Source organism: Yinghuangia sp. YIM S10712, assembly GCF_051388935.1.
In the GTDB taxonomy this organism is placed as follows: Bacteria; Actinomycetota; Actinomycetes; order Streptomycetales; family Streptomycetaceae; genus Yinghuangia.
In genome coordinates, this window is the sequence record NZ_JBPKBI010000004.1 from 8,209 (window position 1) to 24,649 (window position 16,441).

Annotated in this window: 13 protein-coding genes; 7 read left to right on the top strand and 6 right to left on the bottom strand. The window is 71.6% G+C overall.

The window, feature by feature from the left end; genetic code table 11:
• Positions 1–153: 153 nt before the first annotated feature.
• The 3 genes from ACRX5W_RS12080 to ACRX5W_RS12090 form a co-directional block, all read right to left on the bottom strand.
• The gene (locus ACRX5W_RS12080; RefSeq protein ID WP_436788321.1) at positions 154–948 is read right to left on the bottom strand and encodes an ABC transporter ATP-binding protein; all 795 of its coding nucleotides are present in this window, start codon (positions 946–948) and stop codon (positions 154–156) included.
• A 103-nt stretch (positions 949–1,051) separates the two neighbouring features.
• Positions 1,052–2,155: a FecCD family ABC transporter permease gene (locus ACRX5W_RS12085; RefSeq protein ID WP_436788064.1), complete on the bottom strand. Its 1,104-nt coding sequence runs from the start codon at positions 2,153–2,155 to the stop codon at positions 1,052–1,054.
• On the bottom strand, positions 2,152–3,126 hold the full coding sequence (locus ACRX5W_RS12090; RefSeq protein ID WP_436788065.1) for a FecCD family ABC transporter permease: 975 nt from the start codon (positions 3,124–3,126) through the stop codon (positions 2,152–2,154). The genes ACRX5W_RS12085 and ACRX5W_RS12090 overlap by 4 nt, the downstream gene beginning before the upstream one ends.
• A 454-nt stretch (positions 3,127–3,580) precedes the next feature.
• On the opposite strand from ACRX5W_RS12090, the gene ACRX5W_RS12095 reads away from it, so the two are divergent.
• From ACRX5W_RS12095 to ACRX5W_RS12125, 7 genes are all read left to right on the top strand, one after another.
• On the top strand, positions 3,581–5,212 hold the full coding sequence (locus ACRX5W_RS12095; RefSeq protein WP_436788066.1) for a type IV secretory system conjugative DNA transfer family protein: 1,632 nt from the start codon (positions 3,581–3,583) through the stop codon (positions 5,210–5,212).
• Between the two features lie 183 nt (positions 5,213–5,395).
• Positions 5,396–6,133, top strand: coding sequence for an SCO2525 family SAM-dependent methyltransferase (locus tag ACRX5W_RS12100; RefSeq protein WP_436788067.1), 738 nt, complete (start codon positions 5,396–5,398; stop codon positions 6,131–6,133).
• 21 nt (positions 6,134–6,154) lie between these two features.
• Positions 6,155–7,978: an SCO2524 family protein gene (locus tag ACRX5W_RS12105; protein ID WP_436788068.1), complete on the top strand. Its 1,824-nt coding sequence runs from the start codon at positions 6,155–6,157 to the stop codon at positions 7,976–7,978.
• Positions 7,979–8,893 carry an SCO2523 family variant P-loop protein gene (locus tag ACRX5W_RS12110; RefSeq protein ID WP_436788069.1) on the top strand — a complete coding sequence of 305 codons (915 nt, stop codon included), beginning with the start codon at positions 7,979–7,981 and terminating at the stop codon, positions 8,891–8,893.
• A complete protein-coding gene (locus tag ACRX5W_RS12115; protein WP_436788070.1) occupies positions 8,890–9,882 on the top strand; it encodes an SCO2522 family protein in 993 nt (330 codons plus the stop codon). Before ACRX5W_RS12110 ends, ACRX5W_RS12115 begins: the two co-directional genes overlap by 4 nt.
• The gene (locus tag ACRX5W_RS12120; RefSeq protein ID WP_436788071.1) at positions 9,879–10,946 is read left to right on the top strand and encodes an SCO2521 family protein; all 1,068 of its coding nucleotides are present in this window, start codon (positions 9,879–9,881) and stop codon (positions 10,944–10,946) included. Before ACRX5W_RS12115 ends, ACRX5W_RS12120 begins: the two co-directional genes overlap by 4 nt.
• A 290-nt stretch (positions 10,947–11,236) precedes the next feature.
• Positions 11,237–11,650 (top strand): hypothetical protein, encoded by a 414-nt coding sequence (locus tag ACRX5W_RS12125; protein WP_436788072.1) that lies wholly within the window; start codon positions 11,237–11,239, stop codon positions 11,648–11,650.
• Positions 11,651–11,804: 154 nt separating this feature from the next.
• Here ACRX5W_RS12125 and ACRX5W_RS12130 read toward each other — a convergent pair whose 3' ends face one another.
• The 3 genes from ACRX5W_RS12130 to ACRX5W_RS12140 form a co-directional block, all read right to left on the bottom strand.
• Entirely contained in the window at positions 11,805–12,998 is a 1,194-nt protein-coding gene (locus ACRX5W_RS12130) for a cytochrome P450 (protein ID WP_436788073.1), read from the bottom strand.
• Between the two features lie 245 nt (positions 12,999–13,243).
• Positions 13,244–14,971 (bottom strand): DNA polymerase/3'-5' exonuclease PolX, encoded by a 1,728-nt coding sequence (gene polX / locus ACRX5W_RS12135; protein WP_436788322.1) that lies wholly within the window; start codon positions 14,969–14,971, stop codon positions 13,244–13,246.
• Positions 14,972–15,101: 130 nt separating this feature from the next.
• Positions 15,102–16,394 (bottom strand): NADH-quinone oxidoreductase subunit D, encoded by a 1,293-nt coding sequence (locus ACRX5W_RS12140; protein ID WP_436788074.1) that lies wholly within the window; start codon positions 16,392–16,394, stop codon positions 15,102–15,104.
• Between the last annotated feature and the right edge of the window lie 47 nt (positions 16,395–16,441).

A 16,441-nucleotide genomic window follows, 5' to 3' on the forward strand; every position in this document is an offset into this window, starting at 1 on the left:
TGTCCTGCGCGCGTAACTGCGGGCGCCGACAAAGACGTTGGGCGCAGCGTGAACAGCCGCATACCGCGGACGCCGCACTCCGACCGCGACGAAACAGCCCGATCCGCATGGGACCACGAACTCGGCCCCGGACTCCCGTCCGGGGCCGCGTACTCACGCCATCGCGTCGGCCGGGCGCCGGCCACCGACAGGGACGACCAGCGGAGTCCCGGCGACCGGGCACTCCACCACCACGGACCGCAGGCCGAAGACACTCTCCACGAGTTCGGGGGTCACCACGTCGGTCGGGGCGCCGGACGCCATCACGCGTCCGGAACGCATCGCGATCAAGTGGTCGGCGTACCGGCAGGCGTGGTTCAGTTCGTGGATCACCATGACGACGGTCCGCCCGCCGACCCGGCCGAGGTCCGCGACCAGTTCGAGGACGTCGACCTGGAACGCCAGGTCCAGGTAGGTCGTCGGCTCGTCGAGCAGCAGCACCGGGGTGTCCTGGGCGAGCGCCATCGCGATCCATACGCGCTGCCGCTGGCCGCCGGAGAGTTCGTCGATGCGCCGCTCGGCGAGCGCATCGACTCCAGTGGCTTCGAGGGCCTGGTCGACGAACTTCTCGTCCGCGGACGACCATTGCCGCCACCAGCGCTGGTAGGGCGTGCGGCCGCGCGCCACCAGGTCGCGCACCGTGATGCCGTCGGGTGCGACCGGGGTCTGCGGCAACAGCGCGAGCCGCTGCGCGAACTCGCGGGGCGAGAAATCCCCCGCGTCGCGCCCATCGAGCAACACCGCGCCCGTGCGGGGCTTCAGAAGCCGCGCGAGCGCCCGCAAGGCCGTGGATTTGCCGCACGCGTTGGGGCCGACGAGCGCGGTCACCTTCCCGGCCGGTATCTCCAGGTCGAGGCCCTCGGCGACGATCCGGTCGCCGTATGCGAGGGTGACACCCGCCGCCGACATCCCGGGGGCGGCGATCTTTCCGCCGGTCACGGCCGTGTCGGCCGAGTCAACCACCTCCGCGTCCTGTGACCCGGCCTCTCGCGTGGTCGGTGCGTACGCCATCTCAGCCTCCCTTCCCCGCCCGGTTGGTCCGGGCCAACAGCCACAGCAGGTACGGCGCGCCGATGGCGCCGGTGACGACCCCGACGGGCAGTTCGATGGTGAACGCCGTGCGGGCGATCAGGTCGGCCACCACGACCAGCGCGGCCCCGACGAATCCGCTGGTCAGCAACGGCAGTCCGGCGGTGCCGGTGAGCCGCCGGGCGATCTGCGGCGCGGCCAGCGCCACGAACACGACGGGTCCGGCGCAGGCGGTGGCGACCGCGACGAGGCACGTGCCGAGGGTGAGCAGCGCGATGCGCGCACGGGCGATCGGCACGCCGAGCCCCGACGCTGTCTCATCGTCGAATTGCAGCATCTGGTAGGGGCGTGCCATCGCCAGCAGAAGCGGCACGAGGATGACCAACGCGTAGCACAGCCACCGCACATGCGTGTACTCGCGGCCGTTGAGGCTGCCGGTGAGCCACGAAGTCGCTCGCGTGGCCTGGTCGATGTCGATGCGGGCCAGCATCCAGCGGGTGCACGCGGCGAGCATGCCGTTGACCGCGATGCCGACCAGGACGAATCCGTAGCCGGTGATCGTGCCGTCGCGCAACGCCAGCAGGTAGATCACCGCGGCGGTGGCCAGCGCGCCGACGAACGCGCCGAACGGCACTGCGCCGTACGTCGTCGACTGCCCGGTGGTCACGCCGCCGAGCATGATCGCCAGCACCGCGCCGGCTCCCGCTCCGGCCGAGATGCCGATCAGGTCGGGCCCCGCGAGCGGGTTGCGGGTGACGGCCTGGAAGACCGCGCCGCCCATGCCGAGTGCGAGGCCGACCAGCAGCGCGACGAGGGCGCGGGGCAGGCGGAGTTCGTGGATGACCAGCTCGGCGTCGGCGGGCCCGGCCTGGAAGAGGCCGGTGACGACGTCGTTCCACGGGAGTTCGTAGTCGCCGATCATGAGCGACGCGACGAGGCCGGCGAAGACGACCGCCGACAGGACGATCACCACCGCCACGGCGCGGGGCCGCACGGCGACGCCGACGGGACCGCGCTCCCAGGTCAGGGTGCGGCGTGCCGCTCGGGGGCGCGACGGGCCCGCGGAGGGCTGGCGGAGAGTCTTCAACTGTCCTGCTCCCTCAGCTTGCCGCTCTTGACCAGGTAGATGAGGAACGGAGCGCCGAGGAACGCCGTGACCACGCCCACCTCGACCTCGGTCGGCCGGGCGATCACGCGGCCGATGACGTCCGCGACGAGCAGCAGCACCGCCCCGGCGAGCCCGGAGGCGGGCACGAGCCAGCGGGCGTCGGGGCCGACGAACGCGCGCATCACATGCGGCACGACGAGCCCCACGAACACGATCGGTCCGGCGGCGGCCACCGCGGCGCCGGTGAGCAGGACCACGACACCGGCGCCGAGCAGCCGCGTCGTCCCGGCCTTCGCGCCCAGCGTGGTGGCGAGGTCGTCGCCGAGGGCCAGCGCGTTGAGTCGGCCGGCGATCACCAGCGCGAGCACCACACCGACCACCACGAACGGCGACAACTGCCAGATCAGGTCGTCCTCACGGCCGGTCAACGCGCCCACCGCCCAGGAGCGGTAGCGGTCCAGCGAGTCGGGGTCCGTCAGCACCAGGGCACTGGTCCCGGCCTCCAGCAGCACCGAGATCGCCGCGCCGGCCAGTGCGAGTTTCGCGGGAGTCGCGCCGCCGACACCGGTGCCGCCGACGAAGTACGCGAGCGCCCCGGCGATCGCCGCGCCCACGAAAGCGAACCAGACGTACGACTGCGTGCCTTCCAGCCCGAGCAGCCCCACACTTGCCGCCACGGCGAACGCGGCGCCCGCGCTGATACCGATCAGTCCGGGATCGGCGAGAGGATTGCGCGTGATGTTCTGCGCGACCGCGCCGGCCACCCCGAGCGCCATGCCGACCACCAGGCCCAGCAGCGTCCGGGGGACCCGGAGATCCCAGATCATGCCGGCGTCGCCTTCGCGGTCCCCGCCGAGCATGGCGAGCACCTCGGTCGGCGCGACGTTTCGCGTCCCGATCGCCAACGACGCCACCAGCGCGATGAACACCAGGACCAGCAACAAGCCCATGACCAAGGCCCGGGACGCATGTACTCGGGCGGGCGCAACTTCCGGCGTGTCCGATATGCGTGCCGGGTTGTCAGGAGATCCCACCCGAAGAGGCACGACCATTAAGGTAAGGCATGCCTCACCCGTTACGCAGCCCCCTCCCCGGGCCAGGCGCGCGGCAACTCGGGCGCGGCGTGACCGGCGGCATTCGAAGGAGCGAGAACCTCCCGTCTCCGTCGGCGAATTTCCCGCGGGCAAACCGAGGACGAGCCTCCCGGTCGCGGATTCCGGTCGCTATCCCAACCCCGCTGACATCGCTCGTACTTCGGCTTTCCTCATGGGCGCGGGACCAGCCCCTCGGGCAAAATCGCGTCCGTACCCGAAGGGTTGCCGATCCCGACGGCACCCGTCCTGTTCGCCGGGCCCGGAATGCGGTTGGCTTCCGAAACTTCTCGGCGGAAAAGGAGGTCCCGTCATGCCGGCCACCCTGCGACGGCGCGGGCCCGATCCGAACGCGCCACAGCTCTTCCTCCTGGCGGTGAGCGCCGTCGCCGGGACCATCGTCCTCGCCGTATGGCTGCGCTCGGCACTGGTGCTCCTCCTCGGCGGCCTGGTCGGCGCCGGAGTCGCGGCGATCGTCCTGATCGTGCGTTATATCCAGGGGCGGCGGCCGGAGATCGACCGCACCGCACGCTATTTGGCGAAACCCACGCAGGTGCGGTCGCTGACGACGCGCGGTGCGACCGAGGCGGCCGCCCGGCTCGGCGCGCAAACGTCCGTGCCGGGCGTCCCCATCGGCGAGTCGGTCCGCGGCGGCCGGGCGCTGTGGGGGTCGTGGGAGGACATGCACATGGACATCTGGGGTCCGCGCACCGGCAAGACCGCGACCCGGGCCATCCCGGCGGTGGTCTCCGCGCCGGGGGCGGTCGTGGTCACGTCCAACAAGCGCGACATCGTCGACGCGACGCGCGGCGTACGCGAACGGCGCGGGCCGGTCTGGGTGTTCGACCCGCAGAGTCAGGCGAACGAACCCGCGTCGTGGTGGTGGAACCCGTTGACGTTCGTCAACAACAACGTCGGCCGGGCCATGATCCTTGCGGGGTTGTTCGCCGGCATCAACCGCCCCGCGCATGCCCGCAGCGACGGGTACTTCGAACCGGCCGGGCAGGACCTCTTCGCGGCGATGCTGCTCGCGGCATGCGCGGACGACCTGCCGATCACCCGGGTCCTGACCTGGCTGTCCCGCCCCAACGACGACACACCGGTACGCATCCTCCGCGACGCCGGCCACGACCTCATGGCGGCGTCCATGGAGGCGGTGGTGACCGCGCCGGCCCTGCAACGGGCAGGTGTGTACGGCACCGCGGCGCAGATCGCCTCGCCGTTGGTCGCGCCGAACGTCGCCCTGTGGGTGACCCCGGGCGAGGGCCCGCGCCGCCCGGAATTCCGGCACAGCGAGTTCGCCCAACGCGGCGACGGGACCATCTACCTCCTGTCCGAGGAGACGAACAAGGCCGCCGCGCCGCTCGTCGTTTCGCTGTCGACCGCCCTCGCCTACGAATTGGAGGGCAAGGCGATCGAAAGCCCCGGGGGCCGGCTGCCGGTTCCGGCGATATTCGTGCTCGACGAAGCGGCGAACGTCTGCCCGTGGCCCGAACTCCCGTCGCTGTACACGCACTACGGCTCGCGCGGCATCGTCATGATGACCATCATCCAGTCCTGGGCCCAAGGCGCCGCCGTGTGGGGCGAGTCGGGGATGTCTGCCATGTGGGGTGCGGCCAACGTCCGGATGTACGGCGGCGGTTCGGGTGACACGAAATTCCTCGGCGACCTGTCGCAGGTGTCCCCGAACTTCGAGGCGACCGTGAACGAGATGTCGTTCACCAATCCGTGGGACGCCAAGCAGACCATCAAGTCGCGTTCCGAAGAGGTGCTCGACCCGGCGGTTCTCGGCGCGATGCCGCGCGGACGCGCATGGGTGCAGGTCAGCGGCGCGCCCCCGATCCTCGTCCGCACGACGCCGTGGTGGGAGGGCGAGCATGCGGACGCGATTCGCGAGTCGTTGGCGCGATACTCACCCCATCCGGCGGCGGACAAGGGCCGTTGACGGCGTGACCAGGCGCCCGGCCCCCAATACGCGCGCACTTGACGACCGTTAAGGGGGCCGAAGCCCATCCCGTTCGCGCCGACAATGCGCGCGTTGCGACCTGTGAACGCGTGCGCGGTCACACCTAGGCTGTCGTGTCGGTTCGAGAGCCGGAGCTCTCGGCGATCCGACCGTGGGAGAGGCATGCCGGAGAACGCCGTATACGACTGGGACGCATTCGATTCGCACGACTATGTGGCCCGCAACTACGCCGTGTTGTCCGAATCGGACCGCCGAATCCTGGAAACCGCACGGGACTTCTTCGGCGGCATCGCCGACACGGCTTTCCCGCCCGGCGCCCGCGGCGTGGACATCGGCTCCGGCTCGAACCTCTACCCGGCGTTGAGCATGCTGCCGTTCTGCGACGAGATCAGCCTGCTGGAGCACTCCGCCTCGAACGTGGCGTGGCTGCGCGACCAGACCGCGTTGTATTCCCCGCTGTGGGACCCCTATTGGGAGTTGCTGGCCACGCACGACGCCTATCGGCGTGTGGCAGACCCGCGCGCCGCGCTGGCCGAACGGGCACGCGTACGCCAGGTCGACCTGCTCGCCGACGTCGACGACGGGCCGTGGGACGTGGGGACGATGTTCTTCGTCGCCGAGTCGTTCTCGACGTCGATGGCCGAATTCCACGCCGCCCTGCGGCGGTTCATCGGAGTGCTGCGCTCCCGGGCGCCGTTCTTCATCGCTTTCATGGAGAACTCGCAGGGCTACGACGTCGGCGAACTCCGCTTCCCCGCGGTCGCCGTCGAGCGCGCCGATGTCGAGCGCGCACTTTGCGAGTCGGCCGCGCAGCTCACCGTCGAGCGCATCGGCACACCGGGCACACCGCTGCGCGACGGCTACACCGGGATGCTCGTCGCGCACGGCACGGTGAAGTGACCCGCGACGAGAAATCCGCCCGTGACCACACTTCCGAGACGCCGGCTCCTCGACATTTGGAGGGCGCTGGCCGCACGCTGTGCCGCGCGCTCCGCCGACCCGTCCGACCCGTGGCCCTCCGGGGACTCGGTCCGCGACGCCGAGCAATTGGTGTGCCTCCTCTACCCCGCGATGAAGATGCCGGGCCTGGAGTTCGCCGACCCCGACACCACCGGACCGGACGTCCTGACCGCGCTGGCGGCCCTCGGCGACCACCGCGAGATCCCCGCCTCGGTCACGGAGATCTGCCTCGAATACCTGGCGGCGTACACCGACGGCTCCTCATCCGATTTCGGTGCCCCCGGGCAGTTGCGGACGCTCGACGCCGCTGAGCAGCCGACCGAGGCGCAGCAGAGGCTGGAGACGGTCGAGTCGTTCTCGATCGCCGTCACCCTCTCGCTGTCCGTCCTCGCCTTCGCCCACGCCTGCGAGCGCCGGATGCGTGCGGCGGCGACGCGCGAGCGCCTGCACACTCTGCGCCGCGCGGCATCGTCGCGGCTGACCCACGCCATGACGGCCCTGCGGGAGTCCTTCGTAGCCGATACGTTTCCGCAGGACTCGGACAAGGGCCGCGCCCTGGTGGCGGCCGCCTTCCCCGGTGCGACCCCCGATCCCCGCAGGGTCCGCGATCTGCTGCGCGAACTGCGACCGATCCGGCTCGGGTTGCGCGGGCTCGACTTCCCCGACCTCAGCCGCACGGAACTCGGCGACGACGACATGCTTTTCACGTGCGGCTGGACATGGGGCCGGGCGGTGTCCGGGCAGCCCGACGATGCCCCCGGGTACGCGGTACCCCGCCCGTCGCTCTACTTCACAGTCGCCGCGATGGACGGAATCGTCGACCTCTTCTCGTCGCAGCAGACGCTGCTGCCGGGCCTGCTGAACGACCATCAGCTCGCCTTGGCACAGCAGCTCCTGGTTCGCTGGGAGTTGGCGCAGCGCTATTGGAGCGTCCTGGCCCGCTGCGGCGGCGACTGGCCGCTGCGGGACGTCCCGTGGCGGGGGTCCGACGGAGACGAGTCCGACTACGCGACGCTGCACATGGTGTCGATGGTCGTCCACAACTTCATGCGCCAAGGCGGTCCCGACGAACGCCCGCCCAGCCACGAACTCCGCCCTCTTGTCGCGGTGTTGGACGAACTTTCGGCGCGTGCGAAGATCACCCGGCGGGCCGTTCCCGACGACCCGGCGATCGGCTTGCACGCCCCCGGCGTGACCGCGCCGCTGTACGGGGCCGAACGGCTGGGCCCGCCCGTCGGCTGGGTGGTCAACGACTTCACCCCCGTCCTCCTCAAGCGGACGCTCCAAGTCGCCTCGCTCACCCGGGACATGGAGCACCGGGACACGATGCTGGCGCTGGCCGGCGAACTCACCGACCACCTGTGGAACCGCAGGCTGGACTCCGGACCGGCCTCCGGACTGTGGGACATGCCCGAACGCGTCTATCCCAGCGCCCTCGTGCCGCCCGCGGGACTGTCCTGGCACATCACCGAGCGGTCGGTGGAAACCCTCGTCGTCGCGGCCGCCGGAATCGCCGCCGAGCTCGCCCCCAGTCAGCAACTCGTCAGCACCGCCGCCGACTTGCTGCGTGAAGCCGACCATCTGCTAGCCCGGGAGATGCTGACCCGCACCATGCACGCGCCCACTGTCGACTCCGAACTCCATCTGATCGGCGTCGTGTTGCGCCGGTCCCGCCGCCAGGCCGAACGCAGGCCGGCCGTCGCGATCGCACTGGCCTGCGACGCGCTGCGCAGGCTGGACGAGCTGTCGGCGGCCCGCGAACAGGCCGCCCGGGGGGTGGTCTGAGTGCTCGTCTTCGCAACCTCCGACAAGGGCGGCACCGGGCGTTCGGTCACGTGCGCCAACATGGCCTACCGCCGAGCCCTGTCGGGTGACGACGTCGCGTACGTCGACTTCGATTTCGGCTCCCCGACCGCGACCGCGGTGTTCGAACTCGACGGCGCGGTACGGGCCGCCGGCTCCGGCCTGCACGCCTATCTGCAAGGACGCAGCGGAGAGCCGCAGCAGATCGACGTGTGGACGCGTTCCCGACGGCAGGAACTGCGCATGCGCCCACCGACCTGCGGTCGCCTGGAGCTGTTCCCCGGAGACGCGTGCGGCGGCGAGTTCCCGACCGATGCGGCGATGGCGGACCGCTGCACGGAGCTGTTCCTGCGCCTGGAGGAGGAGTTCGACGTCACGTTCGTCGACCTGAGCGCCGGCCGGTCGTACGCGATCGAGCTCGCCCTGCGGACCACCGCCCGGCCCGAGCTGCGCGAAACCACGGTGCGGTGGCTGGTGTTCCACCGGTGGACCCGGCAACACATCGTCGCCACCGCCGGGTTGGTGCACGGTGACCGGGGCATCCTCGCAGCCGGCGCGGCAATGGGCCACGAACGCGCCGATCTCGCCGAACGCGTGCGGTACGTGCGGGCCGCCGTACCCAAGCCCGGCACGCTTCCCGGCGGTGAACCGCGTCCGGCCCAGGCCGAATGGCTGGTGGCCTGCGACCGGGAGCTGGGCGACCTCGCGGCGAGCCACCGCCTCGGCCGCACTGCGCTGCTCGGCAGCGTCCCGCTCGACCCGGTGCTCCAGTGGCGCGAGCAGTTGCTCACCGACGCCGACGCGCAGGTCAGCCGTATCGCCAACCGCGAGACCGTGGACGCCTTGCGGGACTTGGCGCACTCCCTCACCGACGCCGCACGCTGGGAGGTCCTGTGACCGCCGACCGCCCCGGTGCGGCTCCTTCGACGGTGTTCCGGGAGCAGTCCGCACAGGAGTGGACCGAGTCGGTGCCACTCGCGCACGTGTCCGTCGAGCTGGGCCACCTGTACATGGAGGACTTCGCCGCCGGCCCCGACAGGCTCCGCGCGCACTTCGCCGCGGTCGCCCCCTGGGCCGAGACCGCGCGCGCCGTCGCGGCACCGCGAGGCAAACGCGCCCGCGTGAGCACGTGCTTCCTCGTCGACGACTACTTCACCCGGCTCGCCTCCCCCGCCGAGGTCATCCCCGAACTCATCGCCGCCGCCGCGGAGTCAGGCCTGCGGATCGACTATCTGGGTCGCGAGTCCGGGTGCGCGCGCGCCGGTGACACCTCGCCCGCATCGCTGCTCGCGGCCCGGTTGGTGCCCTCCCCGCCCGCGGGCGGCAACGGAGCGCGGCCGGCGACCGAGGTGACCGGCTGGATGTGCAACGGGACGCGGTCCCCGGCACTCGTCGGCACCGAGGCGATGGCGCCGCGCCCGGACTGGCAGGCGCCACGAGAGTTCGGCGCGCGGCGGCATTCGGTGTTCCTGGACGTCGAACTGTGGAACGGCGACGGCGACCACCGCACGTGGTCCTGCCCTTTCCTGGCCTCGGTCTGGCAGCTCCTGCGGCTCGGGCTGCTCCGCGACCGCGGCGCGGCTGTCGCCACCCCGGTGCCCTGGCCGTCACCGGAGTTCCCGGACGACTGGGACGACCTGCCGGCCGTGATCCGCCTCGTCCCGGACGCGGCGCCGTTCACCGCCTACCGGACGTTCTCCGTGCTGGGCTCCCGCTTCCTGCCCATCGAACACGCGGTGCGTATGGTCCTCGGACACACCGCCATCGACGCGCAGGTGCGCGAGCGCATCGCCGAGCGCGCCGCGGCGGAAGGCGTGCCGCTGCCGGCGGACCTGCCCGGACGCGTCGACTACGCCTTGGTCGCCGACCACGGCGGCGGCCTGTGAACACACCCCTGCTCCTGGCCGGCGAAGTGCGCACCGCGCTGCTGATGAACTCCGCGCCGCTGACGCCGCCCGGGGCCGAGTCTCTGCTCGGCCTCGTCGAAGGCGCTCGTGTCCGTTCCGCCGAGAGACCGGTGCCGCGCGCGTTGTCCGCGGACGTCGTGCACGCGGTGGACTGCCCGCTGCGTACCGGCTCGGGGACGAGAATGCGCGGTGTGGGCACGCTCCTGGCCCGGGCCCGGCTGACCGGCGGACGCGTCCTCCAGGCGTCCACGCGCGCCACCCTCGTCGCGGGCGGTGCGCGACCGACCGAGTGGGCGCGGCACCTCGAACGGCTGGGCACCGTCGAGGCGTCGGGCCGGGCCACGGCCGACGACCTCGTCACCGGGTTCCTCGGCTCCCCGAACAGCGCGTCCCCCGGCCCGGCACTCGACCCCGGCGCGGCGTGCGAGCAGCTTCTGGCCCGGGTCCAGCGCTCCCCCGCTCTCGACCACCGCCCCGCCTTCCGCGCGCGCCGCACACGGTTGCGCTGGTCGGCGGCGTTCGGCGGGGACGACCGTACCGGCGGCGTGTACACACTTGCCGATGCCACCGTGCGCACCCTGCAAGTGCGGCTGCCGACAGGGTGGTTCACCGACGCCGCCGAAGTTGCCGCGCTGTGCGAGGACCTGGCGCTCCACGACTGGCTGCTGACGGTCGTCGCCGACCTGGCCGAACGCGCGTGCGTCGGCCCCGCGAATCCGGCGTCGCTGCGCCGGCTGCGCCCGGCCGTGGACCATCTGCTGCACGTGTGGATGCCGGGCATGGACGTGCCGTCCGCACTGCTCGCGGTGTGGGACGACCTGGAGGCGGGCCCGGGTTTCACACGCCAATGGCGGTCGTGCGTGGACCGGATCCGCGACCACATGGCGATGAACACGCTGGAGCTGCTGTCCCGCCCGCCGACGGCCGGCGTCCCCTACCAAAGACGGCTCGTGCAGGAGCACCGAACCTCGCACCCGTCACACCCCGACGCGTGCCTGGAGGGCACGAAACCGAGCGGCGTGTCGCCGGCGTGGGGGCTCTAGAGGACACAACCCGGGAGCGCGCCGGACGGCGACACGATCCGGATGCCGACCCGCCACGGTCGTGGGGATGCGCGCCGACAAGCCCGTCGAGCGCCGGATGCACGGGCGCCGCGACGCTCGGCGCGGACGTCGCGGCGCACGCGTGGGATCGTGCGCCGGGCCCACACCAAGGCGTCGCCCGAGGAAGACCGAGCACCGCCGGGCCGTGCCCGGTCCCGGTCGTTCTCCCTGTGCCCGGGACGCGCCGCGCTACGATCCTCGGGTCGTCCCGACGAACAAAGGGGGGCCTGGTGCGAGTCGCCGGGTGGCGGGGCCGGGTGATGCGGTGGGGCCTGGTGGCCGCCGCGGGGGTGGCGTCGGTCTCGTGCGCCGCGGACGCGACCGTTCTGGACGGCCCGATGCACGACGCCGCGCGGGACTATCTGCGCACGGTTTCCGACGGCGGTTCGCCCGCCGCTTTCTACGGCACGTGCGGCGGCACACCCGACTCCGACGCCCACCGAGTCCTGACGGACGAAGGCACCGGCTTCACCGTCGAGTTGACCGGCTCGACGGAGAGCGGCGGAACCGGCACCGTGAACGCGACCGTCACCGGACGCGACGGCTCGCCCACCGCCTACGCGGTCGACCTGCGCCGCGAGAACGGCACGTGGGTGGTCTGCGACATGGACACCGGCAACGTGGAGCTCGGCGGCGAAGGCTGATCTCCGGTCCGGCCCGGGGGCCGCGCCGATGGTGCTCGCCGCTTCTGCGGGAGACACGTCCCGCCGAGGGCCCCGAACCTCATGCCGTGCACCGCGTGCGCGATCCCACCGCCGAGCGCGACCGCGAGCAGCGCGGCGACGGCGGTGGCCGGCGTTACTGCGCCCGTACTCGGACCTCCTTCGGCGCACGGAACGACAGCAGTTCGAGCATGGGCACGTCGCCGTCGTCGGCGAGCCGGACGTCCGGAAGCCGCCGGGCCGCGGCCTCGACCACGGCCGTCACCTCCATACGGGCGAGCTCGGCGCCCAGGCAGCGGTGCGGCCCGACGCCGAAGGCCAAGTGGGCGCGCGGGTGCGGGCGGTCGAGGCGCACGCGTTCGGGCTCGTCGAATACGTCCGGGTCGCGTCCCGCGTCGGCGAGCCGCAGCAGCACTTGGTCCCCGGCCCGGATGTGCTGCCCGCCCACGGTGCGGTCCTGGCGGGCGACGCGGCGCCACGTGGTGACGGAGGGCACCAGGCGCAGGGCCTCTTCCACGGCCCTCGGCGCGAGGTGCGGATCGGCGCACAGCTTGTCCCACACGGACCGGTCGGCGAGAAGGAGCCGCAGGGTGGCGGCGGCCAGTTGCGCGGTGGTGGCCTGGCCCGCGATGAGGAGGAAGTAGCAGACGCTCACGGCCTCGTCGTCGGTGACCTCGCGCGCCTCGGGTTCGGGCAGGCGCAGGCGGGTCAGCCCGGCGAGGAAGCCGTCACCGCCCGACGCCCGGGCCTCACGCACGCGTTCACGGAGGCGGTGGTGGAACTCGCCGCAGGAGGTGGCGAGTTCGTGTTGCCGAGGCAAGTCCGGGCGGCCCCAGAACAGTTCGAGTGAGTCGGCGGACCATCGGTGCAGGACGTCGAGGTCCATCTCGTCGACGCCGAGCAGGTCGAGCAGCACCGTCGCGGCGACGGGTCGGCACAGCAGCGGTACGAGGTCGCACTCCCCGTCTGCGTCGAGCCGGGCCCTCGCGGCGTCGGCACCGGTCCGGGCGAGGGTTTCGGCGCGCGGGCGGGCCGCGTCGATGCGGTCTCCGGCGAACCACCGCGCGGTCCAGGCGCGGAACGCCCGGTGGGTGGGGCCGCCGTTGGAGGCGAGCGTCGGCGGGAGCGCGAACCGGGCGGCGGCGAGTTCGCGCAGCGCGGGCCGGGCCAGCGGGGTGGCGGCGAGCAGCGCGTTGTCCGGGCCGTAGCCGGCCCGGTCGGTCATGACCTCGCGGATCTCGTCGTACCGCCCGATGAGCCACATTCCCAGGTCGGGCGACCACCGGGTCGCCTCGGGCCGCGCGGGGCAGCGCGCGAAATCCGCCGTCATTCGTCCACCACCCACCGTTCTCGCGACCGACTCGCCCGCCAGGCCGACCCTTCGGTCCGCCGGTCGCCTTCGTTCTTCCGTGATGAGAATACGATTCTCACCCTCGCGCCGGTTCGTCCCGGTGACGATCGCGACGCGGCGCCCGCCGGACGCCTGTGGCGGACCGGGCCGACTTCGCCTCGGTGACGCTATCGAAGCCCTCCGGCAGCGGAGGCGGTGCCTCCCCCCGAGCCTCCCCCGGAGCGTCAGTGCCTGCGCCCCTCGCGCAAAAACCTCTCCAGTCGGGCGAACGGCCACGTGTTGATCACGTCGTCCTTCGTCAGCCAGCCCCGCTGGGCCGTGCCGACGCCGAAGCGGATGTACGGCAGGTGGGTCGCCGCGTGGGCGTCCGAGTCCACCGAGAACTTCACGCCGTACTGCTTGGCCCGCAGGATGTCCTCGTCGCGCAGGTCGAGGCGTTCGGGATGCGAGTCGACCTCCAGCGCGGTGCCCGTGCGCGCGCACGCCTCGAAGACCGCGTCGAAGTCCGCGTCCAGGCCCGCGCGTTTGCCGATGCGGCGGGTCGTCGGGTGGCCGAGCACCGACACGTACGGGTTCTCGCACGCGCGGATCAGACGGCGTGTCAGCTCCGGGCGGCTCTGGTTGAAGTGCGAGTGGACGGACGCGACGCACATGTCGAAGCCGGCCAACACCTCGTCCGGCCAGTCGAGTTCGCCGTCCGGCCCGATGTTGAGCTCGGTGCCGTGCAGGATGCGCATCCGGCCGAACTTCCCGTCGAGGGCCCGCACTTGTTCGCGCTGCGCGAGCATTTTCTCGGTCGTCATGCGCTGCATGAAGAGGTTCGGCGCGTGGTCGGTCACCGCGTAGTACGCGTAGCCGCGTTCGGCCGCCGCGGCCAGCATCTCCTCCAGCGGCGACAGCCCGTCGGTCAGGTCGGTGTGCGTGTGCAGGTCACCGCGGATGTCGCTCTCGACCAGCAGTTCGGGCAGCTCGCCGCGCATCCCCGCCTCGATCTCGCCGCGGTCCTCGCGCAGCGGCGGCGGGATCCACGGCAGACCGAGCCGGGCATAGATCTCCTCCTCGGTCTCCGAGGTGATCATCTTGTCGTCCTTGGCACGGAACAGGCCGTACTCGGACAGCCGGAGCCCCCGCCGCACCGCGATCGCGCGGGTGCGCACGTTGTGCTCCTTGGAACCCGTGAAGTACTGCAACCCGGCTCCCCACGCGGCGGGCGGCAGCACCCGCAGGTCGACCTGGAGCCCCTTGGTGGTGCGGATGGACGTCTTCTTCTCCCCGTGCGCGATGACCTCGTCGGTGTGCGGGAGTTCGCGCAGCGCGGCCATGAACGGCGCCGAGTCTTCGGCGGCCACCAGGATGTCGATGTCGCCGATGGTCTCCTTCATCCGGCGCAGCGACCCGGCGTACGTGCACCGCGCGCACCCGGCGACCGCCGACAGTTCGGCGACGATCTGCTCGGCGACGTCCATCGCAGCGCTGAGCAGGATCCGCCCGCCCGCCTTCTGCATGAGGGCGATGCTGTGCAGGATGTTCTCCTCGGACTTCGGGCCGAAGCCCTTCAGATCCCGCAACCGCCCCTCGTGGACCGCTTCGAGCAGTTCGTCGACGGACGACACGCCGAGGACGTCGTACAGCACCATCGCCTTGCGCGGCCCGAGGCTCGGGATCGAGGTCAGCTCGCGCACTCCGGCGGGGATCGCCGCGCGTGCCTCCTCGACGACGGAGATGTGACCGGTCCGCACGTATTCGGCGATCTTGTCGGCGATCGACTTCCCGACGTTCGGGATCTCCCGCAGGCTCTTGTCGTCGAGTTTCGACACGTCCTCGCGGTAGCCGCCGACGGCCCGCGCGGCCTTCTCGTACGCCCGTGCCTTGAACGCGTCGCCGCCGGTGATCGCCGTGATGTCGGCGAATTCCTGAAGCAGCGCCGCGACGTCGTCATTCGCTCGCATCAGCCCTCCAACGTCGCCACCGACTCCCGCAGCCTCCGACGTGCGCCACGGACTCGCACTGCTTCCAGCCTGCGCCGCCGATTCCCGGCCGTCATCCCGTGCCCCCGTGCCGAGGCCGAAACCCGGCACGCCGTCAGCGGTCCACGCCGCCCAGCACCGGGTCCGTGCTGGCCAGCGATGCGATGACGTCCGCCACCAGGCCGCCTTCCACCATCAGCGCGAGCGCCTGGAGGTTGGCGAACGAAGGATCGCGCAGATGCACGCGGTACGGCTGCGGCCCGCCGGTCGACACCAGGTGGCACCCCAGCTCGCCGCGCGGGGACTCGACCGCCGTGTACGCCTGCCCGGACGGAACCGAGAAACCCTCGGTGACCAGCCGGAAGTGGTGGATCAGGGACTCCATCGAGGTGCCCATGATCGTCCGGATGTACTCGGCCGAATTACCGAGCCCGTCCGGCCCCAGCGAAAGCTGCGCCGGCCAGGCGATCTTCTTGTCGTCCACCATCACCGGCCCCGGGCGCAGCCGGTCGAGGCACTGCTCGACGATGCGCAGCGACTGCCGCATCTCGGCGACGCGCAGCCGGTAGCGGTCGTACGCGTCGCACCCGTCCGCGACCGGTACATCGAACTCGTAGTCGGCGTAGCCGCAGTACGGCTGCGTCTTGCGCAGGTCGTGCGGCAGGCCGGTGGCGCGCAGTATCGGCCCGGTTACACCGAGTCGCATGCACGCGGCCAGGCCGAGGTGACCGACGCCGATCGTCCGGCCCCGGAAGACCGCGTTGTCGTCGAGCAGCAGTTCGTATTCGCGGATGCGTTCCGGCAGCACGCGCAGCAGGTCGCGCAGCTGTGCCTCGGCGCCCGGCGGCAGGTCCTGCGCGAGACCCCCGGGCCGTACGTAGCCGTGGTTCATGCGCAGCCCGGTGATGGCCTCGAAGACGTCGAGGAGCAGCTCGCGGTCCCGGAAGCCGAACGTCATCACCGTCAGCGCGCCGAGCTCCATGCCGCCGGTCGCGATCGCGACGAGGTGCGAAGAGATGCGGTTGAGTTCCATCAGCATGACGCGGACGACCTGGGCGCGTTCGGGCACCCGGTCGGTGATGCCGAGAAGCTTTTCCACGCCCATGCAATAGACGACCTCGTTGAACACCGGCATCAGGTAGTCGGCGCGCGTCACGAAGGTCACGCCCTGTGTCCAGTTGCGGTACTCGCAGTTCTTCTCGATACCCGTGTGCAGGTAGCCGACGCCCACCCGCGCCTCGACCACGCGTTCGCCGTCGAGTTCCAGGATCAGGCGGAGTACGCCGTGCGTCGAAGGGTGCTGCGGCCCGAGGTTGACGACGATCCGTTCCTCGGGTGCGGCTCCCAGCTCCGCGACAGCGTCGGTCAGTTCGGCTCCGGAGTCGACGAACACCTCACGGACCGCCATGCGACCGCCTCCCACGGGTTGCACGCGTCGGGCGTATTCGCGGGAGC